General features: G+C 64.1%; 20 protein-coding genes. 12 read left to right on the forward strand and 8 right to left on the reverse strand.

From position 1 onward, the window contains the following. Nucleotides 1-8 precede the first annotated feature (8 nt). Complete coding sequence (locus BIWAKO_RS36000) at nucleotides 9-146, reverse strand: hypothetical protein (RefSeq protein ID WP_176733351.1); 138 nt, start codon at nucleotides 144-146, stop codon at nucleotides 9-11. 164 nt (nucleotides 147-310) lie between these two features. Between BIWAKO_RS36000 and BIWAKO_RS18630 the strand changes: the two genes are divergently transcribed. Further along, nucleotides 311-1,072, forward strand: coding sequence for an SDR family NAD(P)-dependent oxidoreductase (locus BIWAKO_RS18630; protein WP_069879925.1), 762 nt, complete (start codon nucleotides 311-313; stop codon nucleotides 1,070-1,072). A gap of 5 nt (nucleotides 1,073-1,077) precedes the next feature. Here BIWAKO_RS18630 and puuE read toward each other — a convergent pair whose 3' ends face one another. Together puuE and uraH are read right to left on the reverse strand one after the other, a co-directional pair. Then, nucleotides 1,078-2,502 (reverse strand): allantoinase PuuE, encoded by a 1,425-nt coding sequence (gene puuE / locus BIWAKO_RS18635; protein WP_069879926.1) that lies wholly within the window; start codon nucleotides 2,500-2,502, stop codon nucleotides 1,078-1,080. Between the two features lie 129 nt (nucleotides 2,503-2,631). Continuing rightward, nucleotides 2,632-2,988, reverse strand: a complete 357-nt coding sequence (uraH, locus tag BIWAKO_RS18640) for a hydroxyisourate hydrolase (RefSeq protein WP_069879927.1) — start codon at nucleotides 2,986-2,988, stop codon at nucleotides 2,632-2,634. Between the two features lie 171 nt (nucleotides 2,989-3,159). Between uraH and BIWAKO_RS18645 the strand changes: the two genes are divergently transcribed. Both BIWAKO_RS18645 and BIWAKO_RS18650 read left to right on the forward strand, forming a co-directional pair. Continuing rightward, nucleotides 3,160-4,395, forward strand: a complete 1,236-nt coding sequence (locus BIWAKO_RS18645) for a urate hydroxylase PuuD (protein ID WP_069879928.1) — start codon at nucleotides 3,160-3,162, stop codon at nucleotides 4,393-4,395. Nucleotides 4,396-4,563: 168 nt separating this feature from the next. Beyond that, the gene (locus BIWAKO_RS18650) at nucleotides 4,564-7,020 is read left to right on the forward strand and encodes a glycosyltransferase family protein (protein ID WP_069879929.1); all 2,457 of its coding nucleotides are present in this window, start codon (nucleotides 4,564-4,566) and stop codon (nucleotides 7,018-7,020) included. Between the two features lie 198 nt (nucleotides 7,021-7,218). Here the strand turns inward: BIWAKO_RS18650 and BIWAKO_RS18655 are convergent, their stop codons facing one another. Together BIWAKO_RS18655 and BIWAKO_RS18660 are read right to left on the reverse strand one after the other, a co-directional pair. Beyond that, nucleotides 7,219-8,289, reverse strand: coding sequence for an NAD(P)/FAD-dependent oxidoreductase (locus tag BIWAKO_RS18655; protein ID WP_069882607.1), 1,071 nt, complete (start codon nucleotides 8,287-8,289; stop codon nucleotides 7,219-7,221). A 126-nt stretch (nucleotides 8,290-8,415) separates the two neighbouring features. Further along, a complete protein-coding gene (locus tag BIWAKO_RS18660) occupies nucleotides 8,416-8,844 on the reverse strand; it encodes a GlcG/HbpS family heme-binding protein (RefSeq protein WP_069879930.1) in 429 nt (142 codons plus the stop codon). A 195-nt stretch (nucleotides 8,845-9,039) separates the two neighbouring features. Between BIWAKO_RS18660 and lysM the strand changes: the two genes are divergently transcribed. The 9 genes from lysM (at nucleotide 9,040) to BIWAKO_RS18705 (ending at nucleotide 17,706) form a co-directional block, all read left to right on the forward strand. Then, on the forward strand, nucleotides 9,040-9,480 hold the full coding sequence (gene lysM / locus BIWAKO_RS18665; RefSeq protein WP_069879931.1) for a peptidoglycan-binding protein LysM: 441 nt from the start codon (nucleotides 9,040-9,042) through the stop codon (nucleotides 9,478-9,480). A 207-nt stretch (nucleotides 9,481-9,687) separates the two neighbouring features. Further along, nucleotides 9,688-10,740, forward strand: a complete 1,053-nt coding sequence (locus tag BIWAKO_RS18670; protein ID WP_069879932.1) for a TRAP transporter substrate-binding protein — start codon at nucleotides 9,688-9,690, stop codon at nucleotides 10,738-10,740. Between the two features lie 15 nt (nucleotides 10,741-10,755). Beyond that, a complete protein-coding gene (locus tag BIWAKO_RS18675; protein ID WP_069879933.1) occupies nucleotides 10,756-11,259 on the forward strand; it encodes a TRAP transporter small permease in 504 nt (167 codons plus the stop codon). Further along, entirely contained in the window at nucleotides 11,256-12,575 is a 1,320-nt protein-coding gene (locus BIWAKO_RS18680) for a TRAP transporter large permease (RefSeq protein WP_074471576.1), read from the forward strand. The genes BIWAKO_RS18675 and BIWAKO_RS18680 overlap by 4 nt, the downstream gene beginning before the upstream one ends. A 10-nt stretch (nucleotides 12,576-12,585) precedes the next feature. Further along, nucleotides 12,586-12,909 (forward strand): rhodanese-like domain-containing protein, encoded by a 324-nt coding sequence (locus BIWAKO_RS18685; RefSeq protein WP_371332002.1) that lies wholly within the window; start codon nucleotides 12,586-12,588, stop codon nucleotides 12,907-12,909. 122 nt (nucleotides 12,910-13,031) lie between these two features. Next, nucleotides 13,032-15,341 carry a xanthine dehydrogenase family protein molybdopterin-binding subunit gene (locus BIWAKO_RS18690; protein ID WP_069879934.1) on the forward strand — a complete coding sequence of 770 codons (2,310 nt, stop codon included), beginning with the start codon at nucleotides 13,032-13,034 and terminating at the stop codon, nucleotides 15,339-15,341. Between the two features lie 131 nt (nucleotides 15,342-15,472). Beyond that, on the forward strand, nucleotides 15,473-15,910 hold the full coding sequence (locus BIWAKO_RS18695) for a c-type cytochrome (protein WP_069879935.1): 438 nt from the start codon (nucleotides 15,473-15,475) through the stop codon (nucleotides 15,908-15,910). Between the two features lie 282 nt (nucleotides 15,911-16,192). Further along, nucleotides 16,193-16,627 (forward strand): c-type cytochrome, encoded by a 435-nt coding sequence (locus BIWAKO_RS18700; RefSeq protein ID WP_069879936.1) that lies wholly within the window; start codon nucleotides 16,193-16,195, stop codon nucleotides 16,625-16,627. Between the two features lie 149 nt (nucleotides 16,628-16,776). Beyond that, nucleotides 16,777-17,706, forward strand: a complete 930-nt coding sequence (locus tag BIWAKO_RS18705) for a c-type cytochrome (protein WP_084651565.1) — start codon at nucleotides 16,777-16,779, stop codon at nucleotides 17,704-17,706. Nucleotides 17,707-17,798: 92 nt separating this feature from the next. On the opposite strand, the gene BIWAKO_RS18710 is transcribed toward BIWAKO_RS18705, so the two are convergent. From BIWAKO_RS18710 to BIWAKO_RS18720, 3 genes are all read right to left on the reverse strand, one after another. Beyond that, a complete protein-coding gene (locus BIWAKO_RS18710; protein ID WP_043237595.1) occupies nucleotides 17,799-18,419 on the reverse strand; it encodes a helix-turn-helix domain-containing protein in 621 nt (206 codons plus the stop codon). Nucleotides 18,420-18,581: 162 nt separating this feature from the next. Next, nucleotides 18,582-19,505, reverse strand: coding sequence for a DMT family transporter (locus BIWAKO_RS18715; protein ID WP_069879938.1), 924 nt, complete (start codon nucleotides 19,503-19,505; stop codon nucleotides 18,582-18,584). Nucleotides 19,506-19,733: 228 nt separating this feature from the next. Further along, nucleotides 19,734-20,513 (reverse strand): SDR family oxidoreductase, encoded by a 780-nt coding sequence (locus BIWAKO_RS18720; RefSeq protein ID WP_069879939.1) that lies wholly within the window; start codon nucleotides 20,511-20,513, stop codon nucleotides 19,734-19,736. Nucleotides 20,514-20,559 lie beyond the last annotated feature (46 nt).

Genomic DNA, 20,559 nt, shown 5'->3' on the forward strand with positions numbered 1-20,559 from the left:
CCGGGCTATCACTGTTTGATGCTGCCCAGCAGAGAGTTGGTCAGGCCGACAAGGCTCAGCCAGATCTCGCGGGTATAGGCGCCCTGATGAACGACCGCGTCAAAGCCGATGGCGATGACCGCGATGATCAATAGAATCCGGAACATGTGATCCCTCCTGGCCGAACTCTTGTTCCAGAACGCGGACGAGACCGGGCTGTTCCGCAACGCAGCAAAGGTTCGCCGCTGCCGAGGGCGGTCTAACGGCCGGTTGACCCCCGCATTGCGGCGGTGTCCCTTCGCGTTGCATCGAGGAGCGGGGAGGAAGCGGCATGTTTGGGGATCTGCAGGGCAAGCGCGTGCTGGTGACCGGTGCGTCTTCAGGGCTTGGCGAGTATTTCGCCCGGCTTCTCGCGGCGCGGGGCGCCCATGTCGCTGCTGCTGCGCGCCGCCTCGACCGGTTGTCCGAGCTGGCTCGTTCCTGCGCCGGGTTGCCGGGCAAGGTGACGCCGCTCGTGCTCGACATCGGATCGGTCGCCGCGATCGAGGCCGGCATCCCGGAGGCGCACGCTGCAATGGGTGGCCTCGATCTGCTGGTCAACAATGCCGGCATTGCCGATCCCGAGCGCGCGCTCGGCCTGAGCGAGGCGCAATGGGATGCCCATCTTGACATCAATCTGAAGGGCTGCTTCTTCGCCGCACAGGCGGCGGCGCGATTGATGGCCCAGCAGGAAGGCGGCGGCGCCATCGTCAATATCGCCTCGATCCTCGGCGAGCGCGTGGCACTCAGCGTCGCGCCCTATGCGATCTCGAAGGCCGGACTGATCCAGATGACCAAGGCGCTGGCGCTGGAATGGGCGCGTCACAAGATCAGGGTGAACGCGCTGGCGCCGGGCTATGTCGTCACCGATCTCAATCGCGCCTTCTTCGAGACCGATGAGGGCAAGGCCTTGATCAAGCGCATCCCGATGCGCCGTGCCGCCGATCTCGCCGATCTCGACGGCCCGTTTCTGCTGCTGTGCTCAGACGCAGCCCGCTTCATGACCGGCTCGGTCGTTGCCGTCGACGGCGGCCATCTGGTCAGCGGGCTGTAGCGCCCTCAGCCTGCCGGCAACAGATCCTGCAACCGCAGCAGCGCGATCTTCTCCACCTGGACCAGCGCGGTCAGGAATTCCTGCTCCGGGGTGCTCTTCAGGCGCTCCTCGAAGGCGACGACGATTTCGTTCTTGGTGAGCCCCTTGACTGCGATGATGAAGGGGATGCCGAAGCGGGCCTTGTAGGCTTCGTTCAACGCAGTGAAGCGTGCGCGCTCGTCGCTGGTCAGCCGGTCGAGGCCGGCCGAGGCCTGTTCGACCGTCGACTCCGGGGTCAGTTCCTTAGCGGCGGCGAGTTTCCCCGCAAGATCGGGATGGGCGAGGAGAAGGGCACGCTGCTGGTCGCGCGAACCGGAGCGCATCACTTTCGCCATTGCCGAGTGCAGGCCTTCCGCGCTGTCCTCACAGGGCGAGAGACCGGCGTCGTAGGTTGCTTCGGCTACCCAGGGCGAGTGTTCCCAGACCCGGCCGAACACCTCGGCAAAGAGGGCTTTCGGGAGTCGTGATGGCTGATAGCCCCCGGCGGGCGGATGCTGCCTGATCCAGTGGCGGGCGATATCGAGCCTGGTCGCGACCCAGACGCGGTCATGGCTGCGGACATAATCGAGGAAACGGGCCAGCGCCGCGGCGCGCCCCGGACGGCCGACCAGCCGGCAATGCAGCCCGATCGACATCATCTTCGGCGCTTCGTCCCCCTCCGCATAGAGGGTGTCGAAGGAATCCTTGAGATAGGTGAAGAATTGCTCGCCGGTGTTGAAGCCCTGTGGCGTCGCGAAGCGCATGTCGTTGGCGTCGAGCGTATAGGGCACAGTGAGCTGCGGGCCCTTCGCTCCGGTGATCCAGTAGGGCAGTTCGTCGGCGTAGGCGTCGGCGGTGTAGAGGAAGCCGCCTTCCTCCATCATCAGCGGCGTCGTGTTCTCGGACGAACGGCCCTGGTAGAAGCCGAGGGGCCTTTCGCCGGTCAGTTCGCGCTGGATACGGATCGCCTCATCGATATCGGCGCGCTCCTGCTCGGCGGGCAGGCTGCGATAGTCGATCCATTTCAGCCCATGGGTGGCGATTTCCCAGCCTGCCTCCTTCATCGAGGTGACGATCTCGGGATAGCGGGCCAGCGCACTCGCAACGGCGAACACCGTCACAGGCAGGTGGCGTTCGGTGAACATGCGCCAAAGCCGCCAGTAGCCGGCACGCGAGCCGTATTCGTAGATCGACTCCATGTTCATGTGGCGCTGGCCGGGCCAGGGGGCGGCTCCGACGATCTCGGAGAGGAAGGCCTCCGAGGCCGCGTCGCCGTGCAGGATGCAGTTCTCGCCGCCTTCCTCGTAATTGATCACGAACTGCACGGCGATGCGGGCATTGCCCGGCCAATGCGGATGCGGTGCATTGCGGCCATAGCCGACGAGGTCGCGGGGGTAGGTCTGGTCGCTCATGGCTGATGCTCGCGAGGGTGATTCTGACTTTGCGGTAGGGCGCCAGGATTGGGACCGGGCGGCGATGTCCAGGCTTCTGCGTTGCATCGGCTTTCCCGAAGACCGCAAACTACTCTTCGGGCCGATGCGCTAGCTGCCGCGATAGGTCGAGTAGCTCCAGGGCGAGGCCAGGAGCGGGACATGGTAGTGGCCTTCCACGTCAGCGATGCCAAAGCGGATCGGCACAATGTCGAGGAAAGCCGGCTCCGGCATGGCGGTGCCGAGCGAACGAAAATAGGCGCCGAGCGCGAATGTCAGTTCGTAGGTGCCGGGCTGGACGGCCTCTCCGGTGAGCAAAGGCTGGTCGGTGCGTCCATCGGCATTGGTCGTCGTCTCGACGATGCGCTCGCGCTTGCCATCGGGCGTCAGGCGATCGAGCGCGAGCGTCAGTCCGGCTGCGGGCCTGCCATTGACCGTGTCGAGCACATGCGTCGAGAGACGTCCCATCCCAGCCAATCCCTTGAAAATGCGCCGGCCGAACCGCTGATGCCGTGTGCTGTTCGTGGCGAAGCTTGCGTTCGGAAAAGGGCCAACCCTAGTCTGGACGCATCATGAAGGTTCCATCCCGGATTCGGCCCTGTCAATCAATTGTGCGCCCTGCGGGAGAGGGGCTTTCCCATGCTTGACGCCTATCTGCTCGAATGGGGCGGCATGCTGCTGCGCTGGCTGCATGTGATCACGGCGATCGCCTGGATCGGCGCATCCTTCTTCTTCATTCATCTCGACGCGTCCCTGCGGCCCGAGGCCGATATCCCTGCAGGTGCGGGAGGGCGCGCCTGGCAGGTGCATGGCGGCGGTTTCTACGAGATGCGCAAATATCTGGTCGCCCCGCCGCGCATGCCGGAGGAGCTGACCTGGCATAAATGGCAGAGCTACTGGACCTGGATCTCGGGCTTCTTCCTGCTGGTCTGGGTCTATTACGCTCAGTCGGAACTCTACCTGATCGACCCGGCGGTGATGGCCCTATCGCCCTTCGCTGCGGGCGCGATCGGCATCGCCGCGCTGGCGCTGGGCTGGCTGTTCTATGACTGGCTCTGCAAGTCCCCGCTGGGCAAGAACGAGGTCGTGCTCGGCCTGCTCGGCTTCGGATACGTCATTGCCGCATCCTACGCCTTCAGCCAGGTCTTCTCCGGGCGTGGCGCGCTGATCCATACCGGTGCGCTGATGGCGACGATCATGACCGCCAACGTCTTCTTCATCATCATGCCGAACCAGCGGAAGGTCATCGCCGCATTGACGGCCGGCGAGAAGCCCGATCCGCGACTGGGCAAGCAGGCCAAGCAACGCTCGACGCACAACAATTACATCACCCTGCCGGTGCTGTTCCTGATGCTGTCGAACCACTACCCCGTCACCTATGCGAATTCGGCGATCATCCCGGCCCTGGTGGCGCTGATCATCATCGCCGGCGCGCTGGTCCGGCATTTTTACAATGTCCGCCATGCCGACCACGCGAAATCGCCATGGTGGACCTGGGCCGTTGCACTGGTTGCGCTCTGGCTCGCCTTCTGGTTGGCGATGACATCGTCGCCAGGCGGGCGCGAACGGCTAGGCCTGAAGGCCATCGAGCCGGCCAGACCGGCACTTCTGGCAGGAATGAACCTGCCGCCCGCCGAGGTGGCAAACATTGTGACCGGGCGCTGTGCCATGTGCCACGCGCCGGAACCGTCCTGGCCCGGCATCCAGATCGCGCCCAAGGGAATCTGGCTGCATGAGCCGGAGCGGATCGCCGTTCAGGCCCGCGCGATCCGGACGCAGGCGGTGATGACCCATGCCATGCCGCCCAACAACCTGACCGGCATGACGGAGGCTGAGCGGCGCACACTCGGAGCCTGGCTCGCCGCGCAGCGCTGAGGCCTCCGGGCTTTCGAAAGCGTTCAGCCTGTTTTCGACCGGCGCACGAAAATGTGAACCCATTCAGTTTCGGTTCACGTGGGCCTTGGCAAGGTCAGCAATACTGACTGGGCTGGAAGAAGGTTCCCACAACGGGGCCGTCCGTGCCGGGGGACCTTGGGGGTCCGGGTGAAGCGGTTTGAAGGGCAGGTCGCCGGCTATTGGCTGGCGGCCCTGGGATTTGTTTGTGCGTGGAGCATCCTGTGCTGGCCCTGGCTGTCGGGGGCGGTCACGATTCCCTTCGATGCCAAGGCGCATTTCCAGGCCCAGATCCAGTTTCTCGCCCAGGCCCTGCATAGCGGCCAGTCGCCGTTCTGGACGCATAATGTCTTCGGCGGCTCGCCACAGGTTGCCGATCCGCAATCCCTGATCTTCTCGCCCGCCATCCTGCTTGCGCTGCTGACGCCATCGCCGAGCTTCCGGATGGTGGATGCCTATGTGCTGGCGCACCTGCTCGCCGGCGGGCTCGCCTTCCTGATGTTCTTCCGCGATCGCGGCTGGCACCCTGCCGGCGGCCTGCTTGCCGCTCTCGTCTTTGCCTTTGGCGCCTCGGCGGCCTGGCGTGTGCAGCATGTCGGCCAGATCGCGAGTCTTGCGTTCTTTGCGATCGCCTTCTGGCTGACGGCGCGCATGCTTCAGCGCGGGTCGCTAAGCGCGGGTGCGCTTGCCGGCTTTGCCTCCGGCATGATGGTGCTGGAGCCCGATCAGGTGGCGCTGCTGGGCGCCTATGTGCTGATCGGCATGGTCGTCGCGCATTGGTTCTCCGGCGGCTGGGCCGCCGTACGGGCGAGCCTCGCATCGATTTCGGTCGCAAGCGTCACGGGGCTTGCGACGATTCTGCTGCCGCTGATCTGGACCTGGCTTTTCGCCGAGGCGACGACTCGTCCAGAGGTCGATCTCATCGAAGCCGGGCGCGGCTCGCTGCATCCGGCCTCGCTGCTGACCGCCTTCGTGGCTGATCTTTTCGGCGCGCGGGATCCGGCCGTGGATTTCTGGGGGCCCTACAGCCCGGTCTGGGATGCCAAGGAGCTCTTCCTGTCGCAGAATATGGGGCAGGTCTATGTCGGGGCGCTGCCGCTGTTGCTCCTGATCGCGCCGGGCTTGAGCCGCGGCTGGCTCTGGGACAAGGCGATCCGGCCGCTGACGCTGCTCTTCGTCTTCATGGTTCTGTTTGCGCTCGGGCGCTACACGCCGCTGTTTCAGGCGGCTTACGAGTATTTGCCAGGCGTGAAGGTCTTCCGGCGCCCGGCCGATGCGACCTTCCTGATCGGCGCGCTTGGTGCGCTGCTCGCAGGATACGTGCTGCATCGCATTCTGAGCGAGGAGCGTCTCGGTTCACTGCATCGCGATCTCGGTCTTGCCGGAGTGGTCATCGCTGCGCTCGTCGCCGCGGCCTTGTTCATCTCGAAGCGCGAGGGGCACCTTGCCGACGCCTGGTGGCCGAGCCTGTCGGCTGCCTTCTGGTTTGCGGGTGCGGGGCTGGTCCTGGTCGTGCTGACGCGCTGGCGCGGAGCGCTGGCGCCGCTTGCCAGCGTGCTCCTGGTCGCCGGCGTCGTCGGCGCGGATCTTGGCGTCAATAACGGCCCCAACGACTCGACTGCACTGTCGCCGCAGCTCTACGACGTGCTCCGTCAGGAGACGAAGAACGAGACCGTCCACATTCTCAAGCAACTGGTTGCCCAGCCGGCCGGTTCGCCACGCCGCGACCGCGTCGAGTTGCTCGGCATGGGGTTCGAATGGCCGAATGTCGGGATGGTTCACGGCTTTGACCATACGCTCGGCTATAATCCGTTGCGGCTGGCCGATTTCTCGGATGCGGTCGGCACGCGGGACTCGATCGCTGCGCCCGACCAGCGCAAGTTCACGCCGCTTTTTCCCTCGTATCGCTGCCGCCTCGCCGATCTCCTTGGCCTGCGCTACATCGCGACGCGCGTTCCGATCGGCCAGGTCGATCACGCGTTGAAATCGGATGATCTCAAGCTCGTCGCCTTCACGGGGGACGGCTACATCTACGAGAACCCACGGGCCTTGCCGCGCGCCATGTTCGTCGGTGGCTGGCAGCTTGCCGATTTCGACGGCATGAAATCTGCGGGCCAGTGGCCCGACATCGATCCGCAGCAGGTTGTGTTGCTCGATAGCGTGCCGCCGGATGCGGTGCCGGAGGGACCGATTTCGGCGCAAGCCGACGTCAAGTTGACGCGCTATCAGAACACCGAAGTCGAGATCACGGTCACGACGGACAAGCCTGGCTTCGTCCTGCTCAACGACATCTGGCATCCATGGTGGCGGGCGGAGCTCGACGGTGCGGACGTTGATATCCTGCGGGCAAATGTGCTGTTTCGCGCCGTGCAGGTGCCGGCGGGGACGCATACCGTGCGCTTCAGTTTCAAGCCGGTCGAGGGCGCCATCGCGGAGCTGCGCGATCGCGTCGAACCGATCGTGCCGGAGGAGGTGCCTTCGGCTGCCGAGCCACGCGTCGCGGCTGGATCCGGCACGGCGCCCAATCCGCGTCTCTATGAAGATGGCGGCTGGTTCGAAAGCCGCGATCACGGCCAAGCGCCGCAGACTGCGACCCTGGTTCGTTAGACCATCGGACCGGATCTCGTATCCGGTCCGATGGTCTGCCCTTTTCCGCGTCTGGATCGGCCTTCCCGAAAACGGCAATCCAGTTTTCGGGCCGATGCGTCAGATCGCACCCCCCAAAGAAAAGCCCGGCGACACGAACGCATCGCCGGACCCAAATTGTTCGAGGCGAAGCCTTGCGGGCTTCGCTTTGCCTAGCCCTCAGGCGACGCCGAGCTTCTTCTGCAGGCTGGTCGAGGAGGTGGTGTATTGGAAGGTCAGCCGCTTCTCCGGATAGACATAGCGGTGCACCTTCTGGGCGGCGAGCGCCGCCTCATGGAAGCCCGAGAGGATCAGCTTGAGCTTGCCGGGATAGGTGTTGATGTCGCCGATGGCGAAGATGCCCGGCACATTGGTCTCGTACTTCTCGGTGTCGACCGGGATCAGGTTCTCGTGCAGGTTCAGACCCCAGCTCGCAATCGGGCCGAGCTTCATCGTCAGCCCGAAGAACGGCAGCAGGGTATTGCAGGAGACCTCGAAGGCCTCGTTGGCGTTGTCACGGCAGATCGCGGCTTGCAGCGCCGTACCATCGCCCTTCAGCCCGGTGACCTGGCCGATCCTCAGATCCATCTTGCCGTCCGCGACCAGTGACCGCATCTGCTCGACCGAATGCGGCGCAGCGCGGAAATCGTCGCGACGGTGCATCAGCGTCACTCGCTTGGCGAGGGGCTGCAGGTTCAGGGTCCAGTCGAGTGCGGAATCGCCGCCGCCGACGATCAGGATCTCGCGGTCGCGGAAGGCTTCCATCTTGCGCACAGCGTAGAAGACGCTGTGGCCTTCATAGGCCTCGATCCCCGGGATCGGCGGCTTCTTCGGCAGGAACGATCCGCCCCCGGCGGCAACGAGCACCGTCTTGGTGTTGAAGACGGTGCCGGCATCGGTGCGAACCCGGAAGCGCGGCGCCTCCGCCGTGCCGGTCGGTTCGAGCGACTCGATCATCTGGTTGAGATGGAAGGTCGGGCCGAAGGGTTTGACCTGCTCGATCAGGTTATCGACCAGACCCTGGCCCGTGACGATCGGAAAACCGGGAATGTCATAGATCGGCTTTTCCGGATAGAGCTCGGCACATTGGCCGCCGACCTTCGGCAGGATGTCGACGAGATGGGCGCGGATATCGAGCAGGCCGAGTTCGAACACCGCGAACAGGCCGCACGGACCCGCGCCGACGATCACGACGTCGGTTTCGATGACCTCGCTCTCGGCGACGTTCTCGTTGGCAATTTCGGCACTCATCGTGAATTCCCTCGGGGTGTTCCCTGCGGCCATGCGCGGGAGCCGATGCAGCAAATCCTGCTGCGATGCAATGAAAACCCCCGCCCAAGCTTAGGCGGTAGCCGGAAAAGAGAAGAATTTCCTGTTTCAGGCGCCCGTGTCAGCAACAAGGCCTATGCTCGCGATCCCGGCGATGGCCGCAGCCTCGTCGTTGTCCGAGGTGTCTCCTGAGATTCCGATTGCGCCAAGCAGCACGCCGGCTCCGTCGCGCATGAGCACACCACCCGGGACCGGCACGAGCGATCCGCCGACCGCATGGGTTGCTGCTTCAATGAAATAGGGGCGGTCGAGCGCCATCTTGTGCAGCGCGCGCGACCCGAGGCCGAGCGCCACGGAGCCATACGCCTTGCCGAGTGCGATCTCGCCGCGCTTCAGGCTGGTGCCGTCCTGTGCCGCAAAGGCCTTCTGGGCGCCCCGCGCATCGATGATGGCAATCGCGAGCGGTTTGAACCCGGATTTCTCGGCATGGGCGAGCGTGTTGGCGAGGATGGTCTGGGCCTGGGCCAAGGTGAGCATGGGAAGGGCCTTCCGTTGAGGACGCGAGCTTCTTGCCACCCCGCAGGCACGGAGGGAAGCTGCCGCAGCGCGCAAGCTGCCATGTCATGGTGAAACCTGCCGGCAAATCGCCCCCTTTGCCGGCATCACGCAATTCAACTTGAACTTGCAGGGGCAAGCGGGCTTCATACCAGCCCCGACACTGGAGGATAAGCTATGGGTCTGTTCAGTTTCATCAAGGAAGCCGGTGCGAAGATCTTCGGTGGCTCGGCACAGGCGGCGACGCCCGACGCCCTGCAGAAGGAATTGGCCGGGCACGGGCTGCCCTCCGACGTCAATATCCAGATCGACGGCGACAAGGTGAAGGTGTCCGGCAAGGCGGTTTCTACCGAAGAGGCCGAGAAGATCATTCTTGCGCTCGGTAACACGACGGGCGTTGCGCAGGTCGAGTCCGACCTGGCGGTCACGAAGGAAGCGCCCGCTGCCGTGTTCTACACGGTCAAGAAGGGCGATACGCTCTGGAAGATCGCCGAGGAGCATTACGGCAAGGGACAAGGCGCCAAATACACCGAGATCGTCAAGGCTAATACGCCGCCGGTGAAGAATCCCGATCTGATCTTGCCCGGCTGGGTGCTGCGTATTCCGCCCAAGGCCTGATCCGCGCTCGGCTTAGCGAAGTAACGGCATGCGGCATGGCCCGCATGCCGCTCTGATGCTCGTCGAGACCGCGTCAATTTCAAGCGGACGGCTCTTGCGTCAGCCGCGCTTTGGCGCTCATCTGTCATACCAATAAGGCAGACAGGGCATTCCTTATGGGAATGGCCCGTCATGCTGTGCCTGGGCAGGCCTCTGGGGAGGGGATGAATGAGTTTTGATCGCCGCAAATTCCTGACGCTTGCCGGCTCGGCCGTTGCCGCGCCGGCCGTTATGCGTGTCAGTCGCGCCAATGCCCAGGAGGTGACGCTGAAGATGCATCACTTCCTGCCGCCCGTCGCCAACGGCCATTCCAAGTTCCTGAAGCCCTGGGCCGACAAGGTCGCGGCCGAATCGAATGGCCGCATCAAGATCGACATCTTTCCGTCGATGCAGCTTGGCGGAACGCCGCCGCAGCTCTTCGACCAGGCTCGTGACGGTGTTGCCGATATCGTCTGGACGCTGCCCGGCAATACGCCGGGACGCTTCACCGGCATCGAGGCCTTCGAGCTGCCCTTCGTCTCGAACAAGCGCGCCCTGGTCAATTCGCTGGCGCTGACGGACTACGCCGAGCAGAACCTCAAGGACGAGTTCAAAGACGTCAAACCGATCTGCTTCTGGGCGCATGATCACGGGCTGATCCATGCCAACAAGCAGGTGAAGACGATGGAGGACCTGAAAGGTCTGAAGTTGCGCTTCCCGACCCGGCTTGCCGGCGAAGCGCTGCGGGCGCTCGGCGCCAATGCGATCGGGATGCCGATCCCGCAGGTGCCGGAATCGCTGGCGCAGCGTGTCATCGATGGCTGTGTCGTGCCCTGGGAGGTCGTGCCGTCGATCAAGGTCCAGGAACTGGTGAAGTATCACACGGAGATTCCAGGCTCGCCGACCTTCTATGTCGCGACCTTCATCCTGGCGATGAACCGGGCGAAATATGATGCGCTCGCGCCCGACCTGAAGGCGGTTCTCGACAAGAACTCCGGGGCCGCCGCGGCTGCCATGGCCGGCAAGGTCTGGGACGAGCAGGCGGTCGTGGTGTCCGAAATGGTCCGCAAGCGCGGCAATACCATCACCATACTCGACGAAGCCGAAGCGGCGCGCTGGCGCAAGACGACCGAGCCGGTGATCGACGGCTGGATCAAGGCCGCCAAGGACAAGGGACTCGACGGGGCGAAGCTGCTGGAGAGCGCCAAGGCGGCGCTGGCCAGGCACGAGAAGGCGGCCTGACGGCGGATCATCATCATGTCGGTCAGAGATGGGGAAGCAACGACGCCGGGCTTCGATGCTCTGGTGCGCGGGATCGCCATCGCGGGTGGCGTTCTGCTGATTGCGCTGGCGACCATGGTGGTTGTCAGCGTGACCTTGCGCAGCGACCTGATCGGCGCGGCCGGCGTACCCGGTGATTTCGAGCTGGTGCAGATGGCGACGGCGGTCGCGGCCTTCTGCTTTCTGCCCTATTGCCAGCTTCGGCGCGGCAACATCTTCGTCGATACCTTCACGCTGAAGCTGCCCTTGCGCTGGCAAAGGGCAATCGATGCGCTCTGGGACGTCGTCTATGGCCTGGTCATGGCGCTGGTCGCCTGGCGACTCGCCGCCGGCGCGCTGGCGGCCTTCGCGAGCGGCGAAAACACGATGGTGCTGCAGTTGCCGAGCTATCTCCCGATCGCGATCTGCGCAGCGCTTGCTGCGCTGGTTTCGCTGACCTCGTTCGTCAGCGCCAGCCGGCTGGTGAGGGCGCGCGCGTGAGCGGCTTTACCCTCGCCGTCACGGGCTTCATCGCGCTTCTCGCGCTGATGGCCGTCAGGTTGCCGATCGGGCTGGCGATGATGCTGGTCGGTGGCCTCGGCTATATCCAGCTCAATGGGCTCGAGCCATTCCTCAACTACATCAAGACGACGCCCTATCAGATCTTCGCCAACTACACGCTGTCGGTGATTCCGCTCTTCGTGCTGATGGGGGCCTTCGCCGAGCGGTCGGGCCTGGCGTCCGACCTGTTCAAGGCGGCCTCGGCCTTTGTCGGCCACCGTCGTGGTGGGCTCGGGATGGCGATGATCGGGGCCTGCACGGGCTTCGGCGCGATCTGTGGGTCCTCGGTTGCGACGACGGCGACCTTCGCACGCGCGGCGCTGCCGCAACTGCGGCACTATCGCTACGATCCTGGCTTCGCCTGTGGCGTTACTGCCGTCGGCGGCACGCTCGGCATCCTGATCCCGCCCTCGGTGATCCTGGTCGTCTATGCGATTTCGACCGAGCAGAACATTGCCAAGCTCTTCAAGGCGGCCTTGATTCCTGGGCTGATGGCGGCCGCGATGTATTGCATCACCATCGCGATCATGACCCGGCTCGACGCGACGCTCGGTCCGGCGCATCAGCGGATCGCCTGGCGCGACCGGCTCGTCTCGCTGCTTGGTATCATTCCGGCGATGCTGGTCGCGCTGGTCGTGGTCGGCGGCATCTATGGTGGGATCTTTACCCCGACCGAGGGCGCCTCGGTCGGCGTCTTTGTCATGTTAATGATCGGCGTGTTCCGGCGGACGCTCGGCTTGAAGGCAATCGGCGAGGCGATCCTGCAGACGGCCGAGACCTCGGCGATGATCTTTGCGATCCTGCTCGGGGCCGAGATCTTCAACGCCTTCCTGGCGCTGACCCAGGTGCCGACCGCTGCGGCCGAGATGATCGCGGCGTCCGGCTGGCAACCCTATTCGGTCCTGATCGGTCTGCTCGTCTTCTACATCGTGCTCGGCGGCGTCATGGACGAACTTGCCATGATCCTGCTGACGCTGCCGGTGTTCTTCCCGATCGTGACCGCACTCGATTTCGGCATGCCTGTCGACGATATCGCGATGTGGTTCGGCATCCTCGTCCTGATCGTGGTCGGCATCGGGATGACCTGCCCGCCGATCGGTCTCAATGTCTTCGTCGTCGCCTCGCTGGCTCGTGATGTCCCGGTGACGCGAATCTACCGTGGAGTGCTGCCTTTCGTGCTCTCCGATGTCATCCGGCTCGGCATCGTGGTGGCATTTCCGGCCCTCACGCTCTATCTGGTGAAGCTACTGGATTAGCCTGGACTGGATGGCAGCAGTGACCGTGAACGATCTCGACATCGACGACATCAAGGCCGGGCTCGCGGCTGATTCCATTCTGATCGTGGACGTGCGCGAGCCGCATGAATTCGCGGCCGGACATATTCCCGGCTCGGTCTCGCGGCCGCTGTCCCAATTCAACCCCGCCGACCTGCCCAATCCTCCTGGAAAGCGCGTCGTGTTCTCCTGCGCGGCCGGAGTGCGCTCGCTGCGGGCTCTGGAATTCGCGCAGTCGGCCGGGCTCGATATCGACAGCCATTATCGCGGTGGTTTCAAGGACTGGGCGATGCACGGCCAGCCCGTCGAGCAATAGGACCAAGCCTTGCGCGTCATGCATCGCAGCTTTCTGCCTCCGGGGGCTGACGCGACGCCGATCCTGCTCCAGTTTCCTAAGCGACGGTTTCGAGATTTTCGTACTTTCAAGGATGTAAGCCCATGCGCCCCATGAAGTTCGGAGTCGGCCAGCCCATTCGCCGGGTCGAGGATCACCGCCTGACCACCGGGACGGGGCGCTATACCGACGATATCGCCGTCGAGGGAGCGCTGCATGCCTTCGTGCTACGCTCGCAATACGCTCATGCGAAGTTCACGATCCGGGACAAGGACACCGCCCGCAAGATGAACGGCGTGAAGCTGATCCTGACCGGCGAGGATGTCGCGCATCTCGGCGACATCCCCTGCAAAGGCTTGATCAAGACGGTTTCGGGCGAATCGGTGGAGCCGAATCCGGTGCCGATCTTGCCGACCGATACGGTGCGTCATGTCGGCGAAGCGGTGGCCTTCATCGTTGCCGAGACCTTGAGCCAGGCCCGCGACGCAGCCGAGGCGATCGATATCGCCTGGGAGGTCCTGCCCTCGATCACCGGCATCGCCGAAGCGCTCGCTCCGAAGGCACCGCAGGTCTGGCCGGGGCGTGAGGGCAATGTCGCGTTCGAGGCCGAGCAGGGCAATGCGGAGAAGACCGAGAAGGCTTTCGCCAAGGCCGATCGCGTCGTTTCCGTCACGATCGTCAACAACCGTCTCGCCTCCAACTACATGGAGACGCGCGCCTGCATTGCCGAATACGACAAGGATTCGAAACGCTGGACGCTGACGCTCGGCAGTCAGGGCAGCCATGGCACGCGCGATATCCTCGCCGGCTACATCCTGAAGGTCGACCCCTCGCGCATCCGCGTCATCACGCCCGATGTCGGCGGCGGCTTCGGCACCAAGATCTTCATGTATCGCGAATACCCGCTGACCATGGTGGCGGCCGAGAAGCTGAAACGTCCGGTGCGCTGGGTCGCGGACCGGACCGAGCATTTCCTCGCCGACACGCATGGCCGCGCCAACCTGACCACGGCCACGATGGCGCTCGACAAGCAAGGCCGGTTCATTGGCCTCAAGGTCGACCTCGCTGCGGAAATGGGCGCCTATCTCTCGCAGTACGGACCCTTCATCCCCTGGGTCGGCACGACTATGACGCCGGGCTGCTACAATATCCCGGCCGTGCATGTGCGCTTTCGTGGGGTCTTCACCAACACCACGCCGGTCGATGCCTATCGCGGAGCCGGGCGTCCGGAGGCCGCCTACCTGATCGAGCGGCTGGTCGATGCCATCGCACGCGAGACCGGCAAGACACCGGACGCTGTCAGGGCGCAGAACTTCGTCAAGCCGGCGGAGATGCCGCATTCGACCCAGACCGGGCCAGTCTATGATTCCGGCGAGTTCGAGGGGCATATGCGCCGCGCCATGGATGTCGCCGACTGGAAGGGCTTCAAGGCGCGTCTCAAGGCCTCGACCAAGGCCGGCAAGATCCGCGGCATCGGCATGGCCTGCTATATCGAGGCCTGCGGCGGCGGCGGCCCGGAGAGTTCAACCGTCATCCTGGAGAAGGACGGCACGGTGACCGTGCTGATCGGCACCCAGTCGAACGGGCAGGGGCACGAGACGGCGTATTCGCAACTCGTCGCGCAGCATCTCGACATCCCGATGGACCGCATCCGCGTCATTCAGGGCGATACCGACCGGGTCGAAACCGGATCCGGCACCGGCGGCTCGCGCTCCATTCCGGTTGGGGGCGCTGCGCTCGACAAGGCATCCTCGATCCTGACCGAGAACCTGAAGCAACTCGCGTCCGAGAAGCTCGAGGCCGGCATCGGTGATCTCGAGATCGTCGATGGCGCGGTGCGGATTGTCGGCACCGACAAGGCGCTCGACCTCAAGGCCATTGCCGCGTTGCCTGGAGCGACGGCGGACAAGCTCAGGGTCCATCAGAGCTGGACGCCACCGGAAGCGACCTATCCGAATGGCACGCATATCTGCGAGCTGGAGGTTGATCCCGGTACCGGCGCGACCGAGATCGCCAACTATGTCGTGGTCGACGATTTCGGCGTGACGCTGAACCCGCTGATGCTCGAGGGCCAGGTCCATGGTGGTGCCGCTCAAGGTATTGGCCAGGCTCTGATGGAGGAAATTCGTTTCGATAGCTCCGGCCAGATGCTGACGGCGACGTTCATGGATTACGCTCTGCCGCGCGCGGTCGATGTTCCCAGCTTCCATTTCGAGACCCGCAATGTCCGCTGTGTCACCAATGCGCTCGGCGTGAAGGGCGCCGGAGAGGCCGGGGCGATCGGGGCCTGCCCGGCGGTGATGAACGCGATGGTGGACGCGCTTGACCGCGCAGCCGGCATCCGGGCGATCGATATGCCCGCGACGCCCAAGAAGGTGTTCGGGGCGTTGAGAGCTGCAGGCTATCAGCAGTAATGTGGACATAAGCCACTCCAATTCCGATGTGATCACGGAAATGCGACTTGGCGTCGTGATGCGGATCGGCTGATCTGGAAAGCTTCTAAGCGGCGCGCTCGACGCCGCGCTTTTCGGGAGGAGGCTTACGCATGATACGCACCGTACTCGTTGCCGCCGGCCTAGTTGTGACGCTCTCGACCGTAATTGCCCAATCGGATCCGATTGCCGAGCGTCGCAACACGATGAAGGGAGTAGGCGCCGCCACACGCGATGGCGCGGCCATGGCCAAGGGCGAGGCAGCCTTTGACGCGGCCAAGAGCGAGAATATCTTCAAGGTCTACGTTGATGCAGCCAAGAAGATGCCTGGCCTTTTCCCTGACACTGCCAAGACGGGCGGCGAGAGCACGGCCGGACCTAAGATCTGGGATGATCCAGCCGGATTCAAAGCTGGGTTCGCCAAGCTCGAGACGGAGGCCACCGTGGCAGCGGCGAGTGCCACCAAGGACCTCGACAGCTTCCGCGCCGCCTTTGGAAATGTGACCAAGAACTGTGGTGCCTGTCACGAGGTCTATCGCATCAAGAAATAGGTTTCTCTGGGCCACCGCAGAGATACCACCTGGTCGAACATGAGGTGAAGGGCGGGGTCCATACTGGAGCCCGCCCTTTTGTCTTTGCCCTGCACTGCGGCCGTTCCAGGCTCCCGCAACGTTGGCGGCGACTGCCTGTCCGTGGCTGCGCCAGATAGATTTGCTTAAATTCCGGTGCGTTCACGAAAATGCGACTTGGCGCTGTCATGCGAATGGGCTGATCTGGAAGAGTTCTAAGCGGAGCCTGTCGGCACCGCATCTCCCCGAAAAGGATAGTCGCGCATGATCCGTACCGTAGTCGTTGCTGCTGGCCTCATTCTCGGCCTTTCGGCCGTCGTCGCGCAGTCTGATCCTATCGCCCAGCGCCGCGACGCGATGAAGGCCGTTGGGGCGGCAACGCGCGAGGGCGCGGCTATCGCCAAGGGCGAGGCAGCGTTTGATGCCACCAAGGTCCAGACGATCTTCAAAGTTTATGCCGACGCGGCCAAGAAACTGCCGCCTCTGTTCCCGGAAACGGCAAAGACCGGCGGCGAGACCACGGCGGCGCCGAAGATCTGGGAAGATCAGGCCGGCTTCAAGACCGCACTCGCCAAGTTCGAAACGGAGTCCGTGGCCGGTGCCGCCGCCGCCAAGGACCTCGACAGTTTCCGGGCTGCCTTTGGCGCCGCGACCAAGAATTGTGGCTCCTGCCACGAGGTCTACCGCATCAAGAAGTAAGCTCGGCTGCGCCGCGCGGTTGCGTCACGCGGTCGAACATGGGTTGATGGGCGGGCTCCACAGTGGGCCCGCCCTTTCTTGTCAGCTCTGCGATTCGAACCTTTGAAGTCCTCGAAACGTTGAGGCACCAGCAAACCGGGAAACGCTTGATGCGCCGCCTATTCCTCACGCTCGGCATTTTCATCCTGTTGGGACTAGCCGGCTTCTATGTTCTCACCGACCCGCGCGTCGTTTCGCCCGCGCCCGAGATCGGCACTCTGCCGCCGCCGGATGTCGAGAATGGCAAACTGCTCTTTGCGGCGGGAGGCTGCTCTTCATGCCATGCAACGCCCGGGCAGGACGACAAGCTCCGGCTTGGCGGTGGGCTTGCGTTGCCCTCGCCCTTCGGCACGTTCCACGCACCCAACATCTCGCCGCATACGCGGGACGGGATCGGCAATTGGGGCGTGAAGGACTTCGTTGATGCGATGGCGACCGGTGTGTCGCCATCCGGGCAGCATTACTATCCGGCCTTTCCCTATACCTCCTACCGGCTGATGCCGCCCAAGGCGCTGGCCGATCTCTTCGCCTATATTCGCACCCTCCCTTCGGTCGAAGGACGTGCGCCCGGGCATGATCTGCCATTTCCCTTCAACATCCGCCGCGCCGTCGGGGGCTGGAAACTGCTGTTCTTCGATGGCACGCCGTTCCGGCCAGACCCGACAAAGAGCGAGGAGTGGAACCGGGGAGCCTATCTCGTGCAGGGGCCGGGCCATTGCGCCGAATGTCATTCGAACCGCAATGCTCTGGGCGCGATCATTCAGGCGACGCGCTTCGCCGGTGGCCCGGACCCGGAGGGCAAGGGCTTCGTGCCGAACATCACACAGCATGCCGATGGGCTGGCGAACTGGTCGAAGTCGGAGATCGCCGAAATGCTCAAGACCGGCTTCACTCCGAGCTTCGACAGCGTCGGCGGCAGCATGACCGCAGTGGTGCGCAACACCGCGCAGCTGTCGGATGCCGATCGGATGGCGATGGCGGAGTTCATCAAGTCACTGCCGGCGGTTGCCGGCCCGCCACGGCCCAAGAAGGCTGAATGAGCCGCGCCAGCGAGTTCCGCTTGCGTTCGCGATGTCATCCCGATCTGCCTTTGAGCGCCCGGGATGACGGCCGCGGGGTGGGGGCTAGGAGCTCACTCCATCACCGCCGCCTTGAGGATGCAGACCATCAGGGCCGAACCTGGCTGGTCGCCGACACAGCGGACGATATGGCGGCGGTCGCAGCGGTAGCGCAGCGTCTCGCCGGCCTTGGCGCGCTGGATCACGTCCCCGACCTCGACCTCGAACTCGCCGGAGGTCACGGAGAGCGATTCGATCGAGCCGCGCTGATGACCTTCGGAGTCGAGCTCGCCGCCGGGTTCGGCCTGCACGTCGTACCATTGCAGCCATTCGACCGTCTTGATCCATCCGATGATGGCGAGCCTGAGCTTGCCGTCCTCTGAGACCAGAATCGGCGTGTCGGCGCGGGTGGTCTTGTCGATGAAGGCTTCCTCTTCGCCGCTCGACAGCACGCGCTCGATCGAGATGTCGAGGGCCTGCGAGAGCCGCCAGATCGTCGCCAGTGTCGGGTTGGTTTCGTTGCGCTCGATCTGGCTGATGATCGACTTGGCAACGCCCGACTGCTCCGCGAGCTCGGAAAGCGAGAGATTATAGGCCTTGCGCAGGCGCTGGATCGTCTTGCCGAGCTGGCCCGAGATGACCTGGGCTCCGGATTCGAGCTCGCGCCCGCCACGTTCCTTGGTCTCGATACCCATCCTGATACCTGTCACACGAATGCTGTTCGTTTGCGGAAGCGAACAAACGTTTGTCTAACCGGACAATGCCTGTTCCAGTTGGAAGGAGCAAGCCGGAGAGGGGCGGGCGACGGCCGAGGGCGGCCTCGTCGGGGGGCCTTTCACACAATTCTGCGCGTGTTCTCAGGTCGCCCGCGTCGGGCCGACCTCGCGCGTCTCCCGCTTGAGCAGACCGAGCTGCTTCTCGCGCAGGATCACATAGATTCCGGACGCGATGACGATGGCCGCGCCGATGAGCACGGCTGAAGCCGGCCAGTCGCCGAAGACGAACCAGCCGATCGTAACGGCCCAGAGCATCGTCGAGTATTCAAAGGGCGCGATCAGCGAGGCGTCACCGTAGCGATAGGCCTGGACCAGGAAAATCTGGCCGAGCCCGCCAAGGATGCCGATCGCGACCATGAGTGCGGCATCCTGGAGATCGGGCATGCGCCAGCCGAGCAGGATGGTGAAGAGGCCGAGCGTCGTGGTCATCAGCGTGAAATAGAAGACGATCGCGCCGGTGCGCTCGGTCATGGTCAATTGCCGCACCTCGATCGAGGCAAAAGCCGAGCAGCAGGCGCCTGCAAGGCCGAAAGCCGCGCCGATTGCCGGTGCATTGCTGCCAGCGATCTGGAAGCTGCCCAGATGCGGGGACAGCATGATCAGGACGCCGATGAAGCCGATCGTCACCGCGCTCCAGCGATAGATGCGGACACGCTCCTTCAGCACCAGCGCTGCAAGCACGACGACTGCGAGCGGCGCGGCATAGCCGAGCGCGACCGCGTCCGGGAGCGGCAGAAAGCTCAAGGCTACGAAGCCGCAGAACATGCCGGTCGAACCGATCACTCCCCGCTTGAAATGGCCGCGCAGGTTCTTGGTCATCAGGGCAGCCGGAATTTCGCCGCGCCAGCCGAGCCAGAGCAGCAGCGGGATCAGCGCGAAGAAGGATCGGACGAAGACGAGTTCCCCTGTCGGATAACGGGCCGCGATCGCCTTGATGCCAGCCGACATCAGGGTGAAGGACAAAGCTGAGATCAGCTTGAGCGTGATGCCGAGGAGAGGAGACAACGGTGCTGCGCGTACGTGTCGGGGGAGAGAGTCTTATAAAAGACTTGGTCCCTCTAGATCACGTTCGCGCGTCCGGTCCAAGCGCAATGCTTGCAACCCTGATGCCCGCAGCGACGCATGCGTGCCGGGGAAGGGCGCTGGATGCGGGTCTTGCGCGGCAGGAACTGGGAGAGAATTCCTGCCCCGGACAGCAAGGCTCGCCGGGGCAGATGCTGGCCTTGCCCCGTCTCAGAACGTTCCCTTGAAGACGCCGCCATCGATCAGCAAGTTCTGGCCGGTGATGTAGCCGGCATGGGCGCTTGCCAGGAAGGCGCAGGCTTTGCCGAACTCCTCGGCGCTGCCGAAGCGCTTCGCCGGGATCTCGGCCATGCGGCCCTTCGTCATTTCCTCGGGCGTGATCCCCTTGATCGCCGCCATCTTGGTGGTCGAGCCCTTCAGCCGATCCGTATCGAACATGCCTGGCAGGATGTTGTTGATGGTGACGTTGGCATAGGCGACCTCGCGGGCGACGCCGGAGAAGAAGGCGGTCAGACCGGCGCGTGCGCCCGACGAGACATCGAGCCCGGTCAAGGGGGTCAGCACGCTCATCGAGGTGATGTTGACGATGCGGCCGAAGCCGCGCGCGATCATGCCGTCGACGACACGCTGCATCAGTTCGACCGGCGTCGCCATGTTCTGGATGACGCCTTCGAGTAGCGCTTCGCGCGAGACTTCGCGGAACGGCTTCGGCGGCGGGCCGCCATTGTTGTTGACCAGGATGTCCGGCTCCGGCGCCGCGGCGAGCAACGCGTCCTGGCCAGCGCGGGTCGAGACGTCGGCAACGACCGCGATCACGGTTGCACCATATTTGGCCCGGATCTGACTTGCCGTGGCCTCCAGCGTGGTCGCGTCGCGGCCGTTGATGACTACGGTGCATCCAGCCTCCGCGAGAGCCTCGGCACAGCCCCGGCCGAGCCCCTTGCTCGAGGCGCAAATGATGGCCGTCCGGCCGGCAATACCCAAATCCATCGCGTTTCTCCCGAGCTTTGGCTGATGTTCAGCTGAGCAGAACCAC

The organism is Bosea sp. BIWAKO-01, assembly GCF_001748145.1.
GTDB lineage: Bacteria > Pseudomonadota > Alphaproteobacteria > Rhizobiales > Beijerinckiaceae > Allobosea.